The organism is Shewanella sp. JNE2, assembly GCF_023159115.1.
Classification (GTDB): Bacteria; Pseudomonadota; Gammaproteobacteria; order Enterobacterales; family Shewanellaceae; genus Shewanella; species Shewanella putrefaciens.
Genome location: NZ_CP096169.1, coordinates 667,808 through 683,341, shown reverse-complemented (window position 1 = coordinate 683,341; position 15,534 = coordinate 667,808). Strand labels below are relative to the sequence as shown.

At 44.5% G+C, this 15,534-nt stretch carries 12 protein-coding genes and 1 riboswitch; of the genes, 4 read left to right on the top strand and 8 right to left on the bottom strand.

Annotation, left to right across the window (positions count from 1 at the left end):
* Window positions 1–47: 47 nt before the first annotated feature.
* Window positions 48–1,403: a lysine-sensitive aspartokinase 3 gene (lysC, locus tag MZ182_RS03070; RefSeq protein WP_011790740.1), complete on the bottom strand. Its 1,356-nt coding sequence runs from the start codon at window positions 1,401–1,403 to the stop codon at window positions 48–50.
* Between the two features lie 150 nt (window positions 1,404–1,553).
* Window positions 1,554–1,728: riboswitch (Lysine riboswitch) on the bottom strand.
* Window positions 1,729–1,826: 98 nt separating this feature from the next.
* Window positions 1,827–2,261 carry a DUF3293 domain-containing protein gene (locus tag MZ182_RS03065; protein ID WP_011918659.1) on the bottom strand — a complete coding sequence of 145 codons (435 nt, stop codon included), beginning with the start codon at window positions 2,259–2,261 and terminating at the stop codon, window positions 1,827–1,829.
* A 583-nt stretch (window positions 2,262–2,844) separates the two neighbouring features.
* Here MZ182_RS03065 and arcA point away from each other — a divergent pair.
* Entirely contained in the window at window positions 2,845–3,561 is a 717-nt protein-coding gene (gene arcA, locus MZ182_RS03060) for a two-component system response regulator ArcA (protein ID WP_007644695.1), read from the top strand.
* 65 nt (window positions 3,562–3,626) lie between these two features.
* Here the strand turns inward: arcA and MZ182_RS03055 are convergent, their stop codons facing one another.
* On the bottom strand, window positions 3,627–5,909 hold the full coding sequence (locus MZ182_RS03055; RefSeq protein WP_248067845.1) for a S9 family peptidase: 2,283 nt from the start codon (window positions 5,907–5,909) through the stop codon (window positions 3,627–3,629).
* Between the two features lie 38 nt (window positions 5,910–5,947).
* A complete protein-coding gene (locus tag MZ182_RS03050) occupies window positions 5,948–6,160 on the bottom strand; it encodes a hypothetical protein (protein ID WP_248067842.1) in 213 nt (70 codons plus the stop codon).
* A 52-nt stretch (window positions 6,161–6,212) separates the two neighbouring features.
* Here MZ182_RS03050 and MZ182_RS03045 point away from each other — a divergent pair, with 52 nt between their 5' ends.
* Window positions 6,213–7,205, top strand: a complete 993-nt coding sequence (locus MZ182_RS03045; RefSeq protein WP_248067839.1) for a class 1 fructose-bisphosphatase — start codon at window positions 6,213–6,215, stop codon at window positions 7,203–7,205.
* 665 nt (window positions 7,206–7,870) lie between these two features.
* Here the strand turns inward: MZ182_RS03045 and MZ182_RS03040 are convergent.
* A complete protein-coding gene (locus tag MZ182_RS03040) occupies window positions 7,871–9,364 on the bottom strand; it encodes an anti-phage dCTP deaminase (protein WP_011790744.1) in 1,494 nt (497 codons plus the stop codon).
* Between the two features lie 92 nt (window positions 9,365–9,456).
* Here MZ182_RS03040 and MZ182_RS03035 point away from each other — a divergent pair, with 92 nt between their 5' ends.
* On the top strand, window positions 9,457–9,795 hold the full coding sequence (locus tag MZ182_RS03035; protein ID WP_041408252.1) for a hypothetical protein: 339 nt from the start codon (window positions 9,457–9,459) through the stop codon (window positions 9,793–9,795).
* Window positions 9,796–10,445: 650 nt separating this feature from the next.
* On the opposite strand, the gene MZ182_RS03030 is transcribed toward MZ182_RS03035, so the two are convergent.
* On the bottom strand, window positions 10,446–10,793 hold the full coding sequence (locus tag MZ182_RS03030; protein ID WP_014609828.1) for a BON domain-containing protein: 348 nt from the start codon (window positions 10,791–10,793) through the stop codon (window positions 10,446–10,448).
* A gap of 285 nt (window positions 10,794–11,078) precedes the next feature.
* Here MZ182_RS03030 and MZ182_RS03025 point away from each other — a divergent pair, with 285 nt between their 5' ends.
* Window positions 11,079–11,567, top strand: a complete 489-nt coding sequence (locus MZ182_RS03025) for a TIGR00645 family protein (RefSeq protein ID WP_011790746.1) — start codon at window positions 11,079–11,081, stop codon at window positions 11,565–11,567.
* 335 nt (window positions 11,568–11,902) lie between these two features.
* Here the strand turns inward: MZ182_RS03025 and MZ182_RS03020 are convergent, their stop codons facing one another.
* Both MZ182_RS03020 and MZ182_RS03015 read right to left on the bottom strand, forming a co-directional pair.
* Window positions 11,903–13,609: a methyl-accepting chemotaxis protein gene (locus MZ182_RS03020; RefSeq protein ID WP_248067837.1), complete on the bottom strand. Its 1,707-nt coding sequence runs from the start codon at window positions 13,607–13,609 to the stop codon at window positions 11,903–11,905.
* Between the two features lie 316 nt (window positions 13,610–13,925).
* The gene (locus tag MZ182_RS03015; RefSeq protein ID WP_248067834.1) at window positions 13,926–15,170 is read right to left on the bottom strand and encodes a dicarboxylate/amino acid:cation symporter; all 1,245 of its coding nucleotides are present in this window, start codon (window positions 15,168–15,170) and stop codon (window positions 13,926–13,928) included.
* Between the last annotated feature and the right edge of the window lie 364 nt (window positions 15,171–15,534).

Below are 15,534 nucleotides of genomic sequence, written 5' to 3'. Positions count from 1 at the left end.
ATTGGCGTTTTTATGTTTGCAAAATCACTTTAAGCCTTGGCTACAGATCAAGCAGCTTCGAATAAATTTTCATGTAATGCTTTTACCACCTGAGCCGCTTCCGATTCTGCCACTAACACGCATAAATTATGTGGACTCGCACCTTGGCAGATCATGCGCACATTGTGGGGTTCTAGCACTTCAAACACACGGCGACAAATGCCCGGCGTGGTCGCAATACGGTTACCAATAATTGCCACTAAAGCTAAACCGTCTTCAACACGCACTCGGCAATGTTGTGATAATTCTTGCAGCAGTGCCTCACTCAACAAGCCTTGACCACTCGAGTCTGAGCCCGTTTTATCGAGGGTTAGTGATACGTTCACTTCCGAAGTGGTGATTAAGTCCACACTGATCTTATGCCTTGCAAGCGTTGCAAAGGTTTCCGCTAAAAAGCCTTGGGCATGTAGCATTTGCAAGCTGTGAAGATTTAACAGAGTTTGATCGCGTCGCAGTGCCACAGCGCGGAACACTGGCGCATCTTCCACTTGATGACGGATCCAAGTCCCGCCTTTCTCGGGTTCTTTACTCGAGCCAACAAATACTTGAATTTGCTGACGAACGGCTGGAAGAATAGTGGCAGGATGTAATACTTTGGCGCCAAAGGTCGCCATTTCAGCGGCTTCATTAAAACTGATCTCGGCAATAGGATGGGCATTTGGCGCAAGGCGTGGATCGGTCGTATAAATGCCTGCGACATCGGTCCAAATCTCCACCGCCGATGCACGCAGAGCCTCGGCTAACAAAGCTGCCGAATAATCGCTACCACCGCGGCCAAGCGTTGTTGTTTGCCCCGCTTCATCGGCGCCGATAAAACCTTGGGTCACAATGACTTGCTCTACAAGTAGCGGTTGTAAATAGTCGTGCGATAGGGTTGCAATCTGTTCAACCTGAGGTTCGGCACGGCCAAAGTGGCTATCAGTACGCAGTACTTTACGTACATCAAAAGCACTGGAGTTTGCCCCTTTTTCACGCAATACCGCTGAAAATAAGGCAGAAGAACATTGCTCTCCCAGCGATAGCAACTCATCTATGGTCGCTTTGCTGCGAACGGAAACTAAAGCTTCACTGAGTAGCGCCATCCGACTCAATAATTTATCTAATGCAGCGGCCACATCGTTAGGGCGACCGAGTTTATCTAAGATAGCATATTGAATTTGGGCAATTTGTTTTAATCGTTGTAGACGCGCATCATCGGTTATCGATTCTTGCGTTAATTCAACCAATAAATTCGTCACACCGCTCGAGGCACTGACCACAACTAAACGGCAATCAGGATTTGCTAACACTATATCGGCACAGCGATTCATCGCACCATAGTCAGCAACGGAAGTTCCACCAAATTTTGCGACAACAAGGGACATTAGCTCACCTCCGCAAAATACGCAGGATAAGCGACGACAACAGATTGAATAAGATATTGATTAACTAACATGATCACACTCCGAACTAACGACGTTCGAAGAGCCTGGTGCTCAATGATAACGCACCCCAATAGAAGGGAAACAGCAATCGTCACCAGAAGCTCTCCACCAATTACAGGTGACAATCGTCAGGATTCAGCCTGAACGACCGACATAAACACGCAGCAACCATATCTATGCCTCGGCGTTAATCTCCCTCATCTGTCATCGTTGGAGTTTGTGCTCCTCAGACCGACTACCTAGTTAACGCTCCTCTTCTGTTCCTTTCCACGGAAAGGGACGAAAAAAGTAGCAATAAACCCCTAATGAAGTCAATGCTAATTTCATATCAAATAAACAAATTAACTGAGACTAAGTGTGAGATTAAGTGTTCAAATCAGGCAACTCATACACTAATTGCACATAATCACTAAATTTACCTAAACAAACTTCATCGTATCCCGCTAATGTGCAAGGCACTAAACTCACACAACCCTGCTCAACCATGTAAATGGCATATTGATTAAATTTCTTGCCTAATTGTAGCGCCATGGTTCTATCGATAAACACAGCCCAGCTTTTTTCCATATAGGATAAATCAGGAGCTGCACCGACTAATGCCCTATAAGGACTGCTAAGTGATTCAATATCGCGGAGAAGTTGTCTATCGAGTAAGCGGTTCTTGCTGGGAGAAAAACGTTTTGAAGCAGGATTATGGGCGGTAATTACGGCAAAGGGAAAATCACAGGATAATGCTTGAGTCAGCAAAAATAATGGTGTTTGGTAACACTGCCACAGGTCTTGAGTTGTATTGTCCATTGGTAGTCTAGTCGAAAAATGAACCCGAGTTAGTGTAGCAGAGTGATTGTAAAATCCAAAGAGGCGTGAACTGGCTCACAAGAATTAAAAATACATTAGTTATACTAATCAATAAGTAAAGTAAATATCATGGTAAATATCGCCCTTAGCTTGAAATTTGTTAACATTTCATTTGTTAACAAATGCCTAAAACGAGTACAATGACATCACTGGCCTAGTTGAACAACGGCTTAAGATTGCCTAGTGTTTAATACTGTTTGTTATGTTGTTCTTTGGGGATAACAACGTCGGCTAGACATCTGTTTAAAATGTGTTCTACATTTGATTTATCATTTAAACATTTAAAAAAACAATAGTTAAGGAACTATTTCTAACTATTGCTTATCGAAGTTGATACTTGTTACGTTTTATCGTATTACACTTTAAACGTGCACTTTATATACATCCTGATATGTCGCAGTGAAGATCTTTCCTTTAGAAGCACAGCAGTTCAAGGAAGTATCAACATTTTTATGAATATAAGAGCCCGATGTAAGAGGCACTTATGGTTAGAATAGAATTGATTAAAATTTAGGTAAATAACATGCAAAATCCGCACATTCTGATCGTTGAAGATGAAGCCGTTACCCGTAACACGCTGAGAAGTATTTTCGAGGCAGAAGGGTATGTGGTAACTGAGGCCAATGATGGCGCAGAAATGCATAAGGCTATGCAAGAAAACAAAATTAACTTGGTGGTGATGGACATTAACCTACCAGGTAAAAATGGTCTGTTGTTGGCACGTGAACTGCGTGAAATCAACAATATCGGTCTGATCTTCTTAACAGGCCGTGATAACGAAGTCGACAAAATCCTTGGACTTGAAATTGGCGCGGACGATTATATTACCAAGCCGTTCAACCCACGTGAATTGACGATTCGTGCTCGCAACCTTCTGACTCGTGTTAATAGCGCTGGCAATGAAGTCGAAGAAAAGAGCTCTGTCGAATACTACCGTTTCAACGATTGGAGCTTAGAGATCAACAGCCGTTCTCTCGTAAGCCCACAGGGTGAATCTTACAAACTGCCACGTAGCGAATTCCGCGCTATGCTGCACTTTGTTGAAAACCCAGGCAAAATCTTAACTCGTGCTGATCTGCTGATGAAGATGACTGGCCGTGAGTTAAAGCCACATGACCGTACTGTTGACGTGACTATCCGTCGTATCCGTAAGCATTTCGAAAGCTTACCTGATACGCCAGAAATCATCGCAACCATTCACGGTGAAGGCTATCGTTTTTGCGGTAATTTAGAAGACTAATCTTCGACTTACCGTTTAAACGCCATAAAAAACCAGATCATAGGATCTGGTTTTTTTTATGCATGCTACTTTCCGCTTTTTAACTGTCTATCGAGGAAATCCGCCAGCGAGCGATATAAGTGATTACGCACTTTTTCGCCACGCATTGAGTGTTTAGATCCCGGATAATCGATCATCTGAAATAATTTACCTTCATCCTGCAATGCCTTATAGACGCGAGTGCTGTTTTCAAACAAGACGTTATCATCAGCCATGCCGTGGTACATCAAGAGTCCCGATTGATAGTTTTTCACATAGGGGAATACGCTACTGGCTTCATATCCCGTTTCATTATTCTCAGGATGATCTAAGTAACGCTCAGTGTAATGGGTATCATATAAACGCCAGTCGGTTACAGGTGCACCCGAAATCGCGGCTTTAAAGTAATCCGGCGCCTTAAATAGACTCATTAAAGCCATATAACCGCCGTAGCTGTGGCCGTAAATCGCCACATTATCGGCATCGACAAAGGGCAGACTCCGTAAATAGTCCACTCCCACTTTTTGATCATTGACTTCAGCTTCGCCCAAATGACGGTAAATCACTTGTTCGAACTTGGTGCCTCTGTGGGCACTACCGCGGTTATCCAGTTGAAATACCACATAACCTTGCTGAACTAAGTACTGGGTAAAGTAATCCTGCTCACTCCAGCTATTGGTCACCAATTGCGCATGTGGGCCACCATAAACCCGCACAACCACGGGGTACTTTTTACCCGCATCGAAGGGAACCGGTTTAAATAGGCGTGTTTGCAAGATTTGGCCATCTTCGGCTTTAAGCTCTTTAAACTCAGGCAGTTGCCAAAGTCCCACATAGTCATATAAAGGATGACCCGCTTTGACTTGGTTTTGCTCAACCCACGCTAAATGTTGGCCCTTGTCACCGTGTAAACTAATCTGCGGTGGCTGAGATAAGCTATTGAAATAATCGAGATACACGCTTTGATTGTCGGCAAATACAGGATCATGCATACCCGCCTTTGTACTCACTCGTTCAATCTTGCCGCCCGCTAACGGCACGCGATACAGTTGTTTCTCGATTGGCGTATCTTTACGGCCAGTGAAATACACCCAACCTGCGGTTTCATCGACATATTCCAGCTTATCGACAGCCCACTCACCTTTAGTCAATTGCGTCTTAAGTTTGCCTTTTAAGTCAAAAAGGTACAGATGATTAAAGCCATCGCGCTCAGACGCCCAAATAAAAGCCGATTGCTGCTTTAAAAAGTGCAAGTCATTGTTAAGATTAACCCATGCATCGCTTCGCTCTTTGACTAGCGTTTTCGGCTTGGTCAGCGCATCTAATGCCACTAACTGCAAATCAAGCTTATGTTGATCGCGGCTCTGCCACTGAAACGATAAATGTCTACTGTCGGGCAACCAATTAACCCGCGGCAGGTAAATATCTTTGCTCTTATCATCATTTAAGGTCACCCAATTGATAGCCTTATCTTTTAGCGTGACCACACCTAATGCTATGTCGACGTTGTTTTTGCCCGCATAGGGATAACGTTGCTCGGTAAGTTTAATGCCATCGGCATAGATTTCATTACGAGTGACTAACTCAACGCCAGATTCATCTATTCGCGTAAAAGCGATAGCCGATTCATCGGGTGCCCACCAGTAGCCCGTCATGCGATCCATTTCTTCTTGAGCCACAAATTCTGCCATGGCATTTTTAATCGCCCCACCACCGTCTGTAGTCATGGCCTCAAGCTTTTTAGTTGCAAGATCGAGCACATACAAATTTTGATCCCGCACAAAAGAGACAAAATTGCCCTTAGGTGATAAGCGGGCATCGGTAGCAAAACCTTCACCAATCGAAAGTTGACTCACACGATTATCGACCAAGGAGAAGTAATACAAATTGCCCGAGGCAGGGATCAATAGCGCCTTGCTATCGTCAGCCCAGAAATATTCCATAATGCCTTCGCCATAAATACGTTGGCGCTCGCGGCGTGCCTTTTCTTCATCGGATAACTCATTGCTCGCCAGCTTATCGGCGCTCAGTAACAGGCTAGATTTTCCTGTTTTAACATCCATTTGCCACAGATCGTAAAAGTTTTGGTTATCCTTACGGCCTGCAAGATAAGTCACGCGCTGACCATCGGGAGATAATTTTAAACCTCGGGGACTGGTGCCCGCTAATGCGGGCGAAGCATTCATCCGCTCAATGGTGAGGGGCAGTTTGCCGCCTTCGAGGGCATAACTCGGCGATATTGAAACCATAACCATTTGACTCGCTATTAATAGGGATGAGGCGCCCAATTTCACGGCGCGCAGGGAGGAAGCTAACCCATTTTTAGTCATTATTATTCCTTGGAAGCATATTCGCCTTAAGACGGCGATTAAAAAACTGCCGCCATTGTGCCAGAGGCAAAGCCTAAATAAAAAGCGCGGGCAATATACAGATACAAATTAACTGGCGAACAAAACACCCACAACTCAGCTAAATCATCAAGATGCAAACACAGTTTCGCATTAACAGATAACCGCAACGCTCTAAATTCATTAAAACCCACAGTAACATCGCTGAAATTGTCGACTAACTGAGTTATCATTCGCGGCAAATAACCAAATTGACCTCATTGTTGAACCCCTAAAGGACCTAACATGCAGACTCTTGCCCAGCACTTAACCTCACAGGCAGTGAACGACTCTCTTTCGCAACTGATTTTGACCTTAGCCGACACCTCAAAAGCCATCAGCCATGCCGTACGCCACGGTGCGCTCGCAGGCGTGTTAGGTGCGACCGAGCAAGAAAACGTCCAAGGTGAAACCCAGAAAAAACTGGATATCATCACCAACGATATGCTCAAAGATGCGCTCAAAGCCGACGGAACAGTGCGCGGCTTAGCATCAGAAGAAGAAGATCATGTGGTGGAAGTGAGCACCAATGGTCAATATCTGGTGTGTTTCGATCCCTTAGATGGCTCATCGAACATCGATATCAACTCGCTAGTCGGCACGATTTTCTCTATCCTGCCCGCCTCTGCTGGCGAGTTAACTGAAACTAGCTTTTTACAATCTGGCCGCAATCAGTTAGCCGCAGGTTATGTACTTTATGGTCCATCGACCATGCTGGCATTAACCACAGGCCAAGGCGTGCAACTCTTTACTTTGCACCCAGAAACCAATGAGTTTTTACTGACGAATGCCGCCATGAGCATTAGCGCAGACACCCAAGAGTTCGCCATTAACATGTCAAACCAGCGTTTTTGGGAAGCGCCAATGCAAACCTATATCGCCGACTTACTGTTAGGCAAAATTGGCCCACGCGAAAAATCCTTCAACATGCGCTGGATTGCCGCCATGGTCGGCGATGTACACCGCGTGTTATCCCGTGGCGGTATTTTCACCTACCCAACCGATAATAAAGATCCGAAAAAACCGTACAAACTGCGTTTGATGTACGAAGCCAACCCAATGGCATTCTTAGTCGAACAAGCAGGCGGTAAAGCCTCTACGGGTTATGAAACCATTTTGGATATTCAGCCAACTCAAATTCACCAACGTGTAGCGGTTATCCTTGGCAGCGCCAACGAAGTTGACGCTTGTTTGAGCTATCATGGTTTGGACTACAGCGAAGAACCTGATTTAGAGTAAGCAGAATCGCTTAGATTTTGATTTATCTGATAAAAGCCACTGACCACAGTGGCTTTTTTATTATTTATACGGCCTTACGGCCGAGAAAGTCGTGGGGCTTCACCCCACACCCGACCAAGGAGGACTGCTCGTCCTATCCTCCTTGGATGCTCCAAGACGCCCCAACGGAGTTGAAAACCCCTTGTGCTCATTGCCAAATTTGCTACCGCTTCCAAAGGATGCATCCCTGCACCTGCGAAAGCTAGCTTGCCATCCATGGCAAGACTCACGCAATTTGTCTATTCGCCCTGCAGCAACTCCGAGGGGAGGGTGAACACCTGTCGCTACTGTATGGGCTGTAAATTCAGAAAGAATTGTGCCTGTCCGATCTTTCATCCATGACCGGACTCACGCAATTTATTCCAACGCCCCACGGCAACTTCGCAGGGAATGAGTATCATCTGCACAATTGTATGAACTTAGGTTGAGAAAGCCAATTATTCTTAAAATTAAATAAAAATGTATTTAATCAATTGGATAAAATACTACCTACTTAACTTTTTCGACTTTTTGAGCTCTCTGTGGAAGAGGGCAAACTATTTACATTTTTCTGAGGAGAATTTGATGTAAGACGATAGTTTTGCATCCATAAAGGTAAGCCTCTAACTACTTGAGCAGAGTTACTTTTAATCATTTTGCTTGTCCTTATGTTCTTGTAAAATATCTTGAAGCTCTGCATCAAGAATAAATTCACTCTCTAAGTATGATAATGGAACTAAAGGGATTCTTAGTTCTGCTGTTTCTCTTTTCCAGTCAGCAAGATGACCCGCAGATTTGCGAATAAGCTTCCTTCCATTACCTAACTTCATTGAGAATAGGTCAATAAATTTTCTTGGTCCAACCCCTGCAAACGGATAAAAGTGCACTTTCGTTTCGTCACCATTGAACCTATCAACTTTTATTGAGTCACTATGCAACTTTGTTGCAAAACTCTTTGGATAGGGCTCAATAAACACAACTTTACCAACGCCTGCAGCAACAATATGCTTGGCGCAATTGTGGCATGGGAAAGTGGTTGTGTATAGCGTGGCTCCCAAAACTGAGATCCCCGTACGTGCAGCAGACATCAACGCTTCCATTTCAGCATGCACAGCGCGACCATACTCTGTGATATCCAGTATACCTGTCTGCTTTAAGCGTTTTTTCGCGATTTTATAATTTTCATCTTCGGAAACAGTATTATTATAAGCATCAAATTCTTTTAAAATTTTTAAACTAATAGCCTTTTTTTCCTGCTCATTTGTATCGCATCCTTTGACATAATCTCGCTGATCATTAATCCCAGGCCAATAGAGTCCGCCCCCTTTTTGAGGGACATCATTAGCCCCTGTTGAAATAATATCACCAGAGACTCCCACAACTACAGCACCTACTTGTCGAGATAAATCTGCAGAACGTAGAGAAGCTGCATACGCAAGAAACATTGCATATTCATCTAGATTCGGTGATACAACAGGTTTAGCAAATAAAATACTAAGAATCCGCTGTAGCTGCTCATCGAACTCCTCTACAGTATCAATAGTTAAAAAGAAGTCTGAAAGTTGGAATACATCGCGAGTTGACTGTCCGTGCTCGCCATATTCAGTTGATAAATCATTTTCTCTATCGTCACGCTCTATGAGCTCCTGAGCTTTTTCTCTAGTTTCAATTCCTTTTTGTTCCATAAGATATTTTATACGGCTCTCTTCATCGGCAGTTATGCCTATTAAGACAAAGCCTTTCCCGTAAACAGTCCGTAGAGTTTCCACTTCATCAGGATGCTTTAAAGAACGAATAATATGGGCAGTCCGAAAAAGAGGTTTACTTCTATCAGCCTCTCTTTCACGCTTTGAAAGAATCGAATTAATGGCCACAAGAGCCATAATGTCGTCTCTTTTATAGTCTTTCCGTAAACGATTACCTAAAGCCATAGCATTTTGAAGTCGTTCATCTTCTGAAACGAAGCCAACCTCACCATTCTCAATCAGTTCTGCCATCAATTTACTAAGGTGAAGCCAATTTAGCTTGTATCTGTACCGAGTTAAAAATGTTTCAAAACGAGAACTTATATCGTCATAATTCACACCAACTGGTGTAACAAGTCCAATAATGACCTCACTGTCAGGTGCATAAGTATCCATATTAAGAATTAAGTCCTTCAATAACCGAGTAGACACATAAAAAACACTATTTTAACAAACTTACGACAAAGTCGAGCAAGAGTAAATTGATTGTGTTGTTGGCATCGAAAGATGGCACAGGCATAACTCTTTTGGGATTAACAGCAAACGCCGATATCACAGAAGTTTACCCTCCCCTCGGAGTTGCCGCAGGGCATTTGCGTTCGTTGCGTGAGCGAGGCATGGTCGTTCTCGTGCATCAGACCCATAGGGAAATGGGAAATGGGAAATGTCAGAATGATGTATGGAACGTCATTGACCATGCACTTCACGACATTCAGGCATCCTGCCTATCAGAGAGTTTAACGAGCCACCCATTGTTAAATTTTCTACAAGAGATGCTAGGTATCATTCAGGTTGCTTTAGATGGCTTACAAACAACACCAAAGTGAAAAGAGCTCACCTTCCCCTCGGAGTTGCCGCAGGGCATTTGCGTTCGTTGCGTGAGCGAGGCATGGATGCCGAGATAGCGTCAGTCGAATCAGGGACGAGCGTCTGACGCGATAGCATAAGGACGCTTAATGCCCAAGGGGCTTTCAACTCCGTTAGGGGCGTCAAGGAGCATCCAAGGAGGATAGGACGAGCAGTCCTCCTTGGTCGGGTGTGGGGTGAAGCCCCACGACTTTGACTTACCTCGGACGTAAGGCCGCAATTGCTAACATACTCACAGCGATAACCTTGCCAATTCAACACCAAACAAACCAGCACTATTATCGGGTGTGGGGTGAAGCCCCTTAATTCACCTCGGTCGTAAGACCACAAAGCCAAAAGCTACGTAGCAAGTGCGAAATGTGGCGCAAAGAAAGTCACGACAGGTACAAACTCCAAAGCACAAATCTGCCACAGCAGCCGCAAGGCCTGCGTGAGTGACCATGGCTGGGCTTACACATTTTATAAATCAAGAGGGCCAACGCCCCGCAGCAAGGTCGGCGGGGATTGGTATTGCGTGGCATTAGTGGTGGATTTAGATCAGAAAGATCTACCTATCTGGTTTGTCGCCTTTCTATTCAGCGAATTAAACCTGCAGCTTTACTGACATTGTTTACTTTACTTTCAGTTGATTGTTTACTGAATGCACACCTGAGGTTGCTGCAGTAACCAGTTTAGCCTGGTCTTTTTGAGCTTGGGTGTCTACCTTACCGGAGAGCATGACATCGCCCTTGCGAGTTTCTATCTGAATATCAAAATCTTTTAACTGCGCATCGGCCATCAGCGCGGTATTAACTGCGGTGGTTATTTTCACATCATCACCAGTGCCATCCTCGGTTGTCACGGTTAAATCCGGTGAACCGCTTTGAGCATTAACATCTCCACGGTCACAGCCGCTAAGCAACAGACTACCAGCTAGCACTATACCAGCAGTTACGAACGTAAGTTTTAGTGTTTGCATTATAAGCTCCTTCACACTGCAAAAAGTGCAGGGTAATAACCATAATGCAATAACGATAGCTCTGGCTCTGGCTCTGTGCGCTGACAGACATACCAAGTTATGGGGTGACATTAAGTAAGCGGTAAGTACAGCGTAGTCGTGCGACAAATGAGAGCTCCATAATAGATGGCATTTCATCCCCTCTGCTATTGTATAATGGCGAACCGAAAGTGCATTATGCTATTGTTTTAGCTTAAATGATTCGATTGACTTCTACTGTATCTTATATAAAGGGTTAAATTTTTGATGGAAAAAATATTTGAAAGGCTAATGTATGCATCGCGCTGGATTATGGCGCCGATTTATTTGGGATTAAGCCTCGTCTTATTAGGTTTAGGCATTAAATTCTTTCAAGAAATCTTTCATGTTTTGCCTATCATTTTTGAGATGCGCGAAGTGGACTTAGTGCTAGTCACGCTGTCACTGATTGATATCACGCTTGTGGGCGGGCTTATTGTGATGGTGATGTTTTCTGGCTATGAGAATTTCGTCTCCCAATTAGATGTAGGTGAAGATAGCGAAAAATTAAGCTGGCTTGGCAAACTGGATTCCGGCTCGCTGAAAAACAAAGTCGCTGCCTCTATTGTGGCTATTTCGTCCATTCATTTGCTCAAAATATTTATGAATGTTGAGAACATTTCCAATGACAAGATTATGTGGTACCTGCTGATCCATATCACTTTTGTCTTATCTGCCTTTGCTATGGGATATTTAGATAAAATAACCCGTAAATAAGCGCGCTAGATGGGTGCACCTGTAAGGTTATGAATTTCAGAGTGAAAGAAGACGGACTGCGGGGAAAATATAAGCTCCAATCCCCCGCGTTATATCTAGACATTATCCCATTTAAGTAAGAGCCCCGTTCAGAGCTATTCCTTCAGACTTAGCCACGGCAGGTTTTACCACTGCCGAGGCTAAATTAACACAAAATGGTATTCCATAATCAGTCTGGTGCCGGGGTCGAAGGCGGGAATACTCTCGCCATCATCTCACTCCCGCATAGATATTGATGCCAAGCCTTAGCTCGGCATCAATATCTATGGTTATCAACATCTATGGTTATCTACCGCTTATAACCTAAAGCCACTCAGTGACTTTTTCATATCACTAGCCATGTTCCGTAGTTGATGGCTGGCAGTCGATAGTTCTGAAGATTTTGCATTGGTGTTTTCCACCGCCTGCGCAATATTCTCCATATTTTGATTAATCGTACCCGACACAACGGCCAGTTGTTCTGTGGCGCTGGCCAATTGATCGTTGACATCGGTAATGCTCGACACGGCAGTGTTAATGCGGGTTAGCGCCTCGCTGGCCTGCTGAGAACAGACTATAGTTTGCTCCGTTTCGGTTCGACTTTGCGCCATCGATTGCACGGCGTTGGCAGAGTCTTGCTGAATGCCTTGAATACGCCTATTGATATCCTGAGTTGACGCCTGAGAGCGGCTAGCAAGGGTACGCACTTCATCGGCCACAACAGCAAATCCGCGCCCCATTTCTCCAGCACGCGCCGCTTCTATCGCCGCATTTAATGCCAATAGATTGGTCTGCTCCGCAATCGCACCGATAACATCGGTGACCGCACCAATTTCATCGCCACGTTTAGACAACTGCCCTATCACATCAGAGACTTGCTCCAGTTTTACTTTAAGCGCATCAATGGCCGTTATCGTTTGGCCTACGGATGTCACGCCGTTTTTGGCTTCAGTGTCAGCATCTCTGGTCGCTTTAGCGGCCAGAGTCGCGCTGCGGGCCATATCCTCACAAGTCGAGGTCATTTCATTGACCGCGGTAGCTACTTGGGCTGTTTGGTCCATCACACTTTGTAAAATATGCTGCGTCTGTTGGCTGGTGTCCTCAAGTACCTCTGATTGCTTGACCAATTGCTCAGCCATTGCCGATTGCTGGCCGATAATACTGCGCAACTGGCTGATAAGGCCACTTAATGCCGCCAACAAGCTGTCGTTATCACCCGGCTTTAACCCAAAGTTCACTGAGAAATCACCCGCCGCAACCTGCTGCACCAGTGCTTTGGTTGTCGCCAGTTCCCCACCTAGTGCCTGCAATAACCAGCGGCGGATATACAAAGACACACCAACTGTCAGGGCCATAATAACCACGACGACCAACCCAACTCGCATAGCGACTTCCCAGAAGGCCGCTTTAACATCATCAATATAAATTCCAGAACCGAGCACCCAGCCCCATTTGTCATCTTTTGCCACATAGGACAACTTGGTATAACGCTCCTGCGTCACTCCCCCACCTTTTAAGGGTTTAGGCCATTGGTACTCAACAAAACCATTGCCATAACGGTCGATAACGTCAACAAAACTGACAAACAAGTTGGCGTTGCTCAGTGTTTGTTGTTGGCTGCCATCACGGTTACGCATTAAGGTCGCGTGATGAAAGTTGGGTTTGTCCAGTACGGTGCCGTCTAAAGTGGATACGGTTGGATGCATAACCATTTTGGGGATAGGCCGACCGGTATCGTTAATCCAAATATATTCAGTACCATCATAACGAATGGCCTTAATGGTCGACATGGCCTGCAGCTGCGCTTGCTCAGTGCTTAATGCACCGCTTTGCTCCAGTGTCTGATAATGTTTAACGATACTCAGGCTGCTATCAATAATCGCCACAACGCGATCTTCCCTCCCCTTAGTCAAACTCTGGTTAAGTGCGTTTAGCTCCATGATGCCCAGCACCACGAAACCCAGCAATGCCAGTAACGGAATGCTGAGTAATCGCCCCCCTACTGTCTGCCAAAATCCAGTCATGGTGCCCCCTAATTTTTCAAATGATTCAAGGTTATAAACCAGTATGGTTTAAGTTACATTTATTTAACCACTTTTAATTTGATAAAAATACTCTATGCATCTGACTCAGCTTGGAAATATCGGATTTTTAGGCACGATAAAGGCCGTATTGAAACATTAGAACCAAACAAGCTCACCTTAAGCACAAGATTCACTCTCATCATAAAAGCCAAAGGCAGCTAAATAAATCCATACAACCTTCAATTCACCTAACAAAAAAAGCCACTGATATCAGTGGCTTTTTGCATATCATTTTATAGCGTATAAATGAGTGGCGTTAGCTCTTCGCTAACTCAAGCTGATGCACTTTCTCGGTTTGATCCACTATGGTCAACACCGCAGTATCACCGACCACGTTACAGGATGTCAGCACCATATCGATAATACGATCCAGCGCTGCCACAATGGCAAAGGCTTCTATCGGTAAACCCATTTGATGGATTAACACACCTATCATCACCATACCGCCACCGGGCACACCGCCCGCCCCAACGGATAATAAAAAGATACTAAACAGCAGCGAAGGCAATTGCTCAGTGGTTATTGGCATACCAAAGGCGTTGGCGACAAAGAAAATCGCGACTGTGATATAAATCGCCACACCGCCCATGTTCATGGTCGCACCCAGCGGCACACCAAAACCAGCAACAGCACGGTTCACGCCTAACTTGTCCGTTAAAGTACGCATAGTCACAGGAATAGTCGCATTTGAGCTTGCGGTCGAGAGTGAAAATAACACTTGCTCTTGGGTCTTCTCGCGGAAGGTTTTGGCTGAAATGGGAGTAAAGAATCCCACAGCCATAGGATAAACCACAAAAATCCACAGTAGCAGCAGCGCGAGGATCAGCACCATATACTCAACCACACTCATAAACACACCTGCATCTAAGGTCGCGCCGAGTTTAAACATCAAGGCAAATACACCATAGGGCGCAAGACTCATCACCACAGAAATCAATTTCATCATGATTTTATTGGCGGTTTGAAACCCTTGCACCGCGCCAGTGACATGCTCACCGAGGGATTTGATCACACCACCGAGCATTAACGCCATAAAGATCACTTGCAACATATTGCCCGACATAAAAGCCGCCACAGGATTACGCGGGACTATGTCGATCACCAGCGCCATCAGACTTGGCAACTCTGTTGCGGTAATGGCTACACCGTCTGTGCTGCTCATATCCACGCCTTTACCGGGTTCGAGTAGCTGTGCCACTAATAATGCCGTCGCGATTGCGACAAAGGTATTGATGATATAAAAACCGAAAGTCTTACCGCCCAAACGGCCAAAACTTTTGAGATCTTGTAGCTCACAGACACCGCAAACGATGCTCACGAACACGAGTGGCACAACCAACATCATGATCATATTGACGAACATAGTGCCAACGCCACCGGCAAGCTCCACTAAATTGCCCGAGAAAAAACCGATATCGTTTAAGAAGTATTGCACTATTGTGCCGAAAATAAGGCCGGCAAACAGACCAATAAAGATCCGCGTCGAAAGTGATTTCATCATGCTTGTGGTTTCCCCAGAAAGGTCATTTATTTGTTATTCATCTTCCATGATGAGCACAATTGCCAATCCATTTTTGGCTCAGGCGGGGATAGTGAAACATGCTGGTAGTAAATTCAATGAATAAATTTACTTATTTAATTTCAAATTAAGCAAAGCACATCACAAAAAACCTCTATTAATATGATTTTAAATGAAATAAAAACAACTGAATAATAAACACTCAGTTAATCACTTTATTTTAAAATCAAAATAATAACAGTAATCAAACAAAAAAATCACGATTCAAGGGTTTTATTAGGATAACACTAGATTTAAAAACTGAATAAATACTTTAATTAGCATTTAAAGCTGTCAATATCGAATT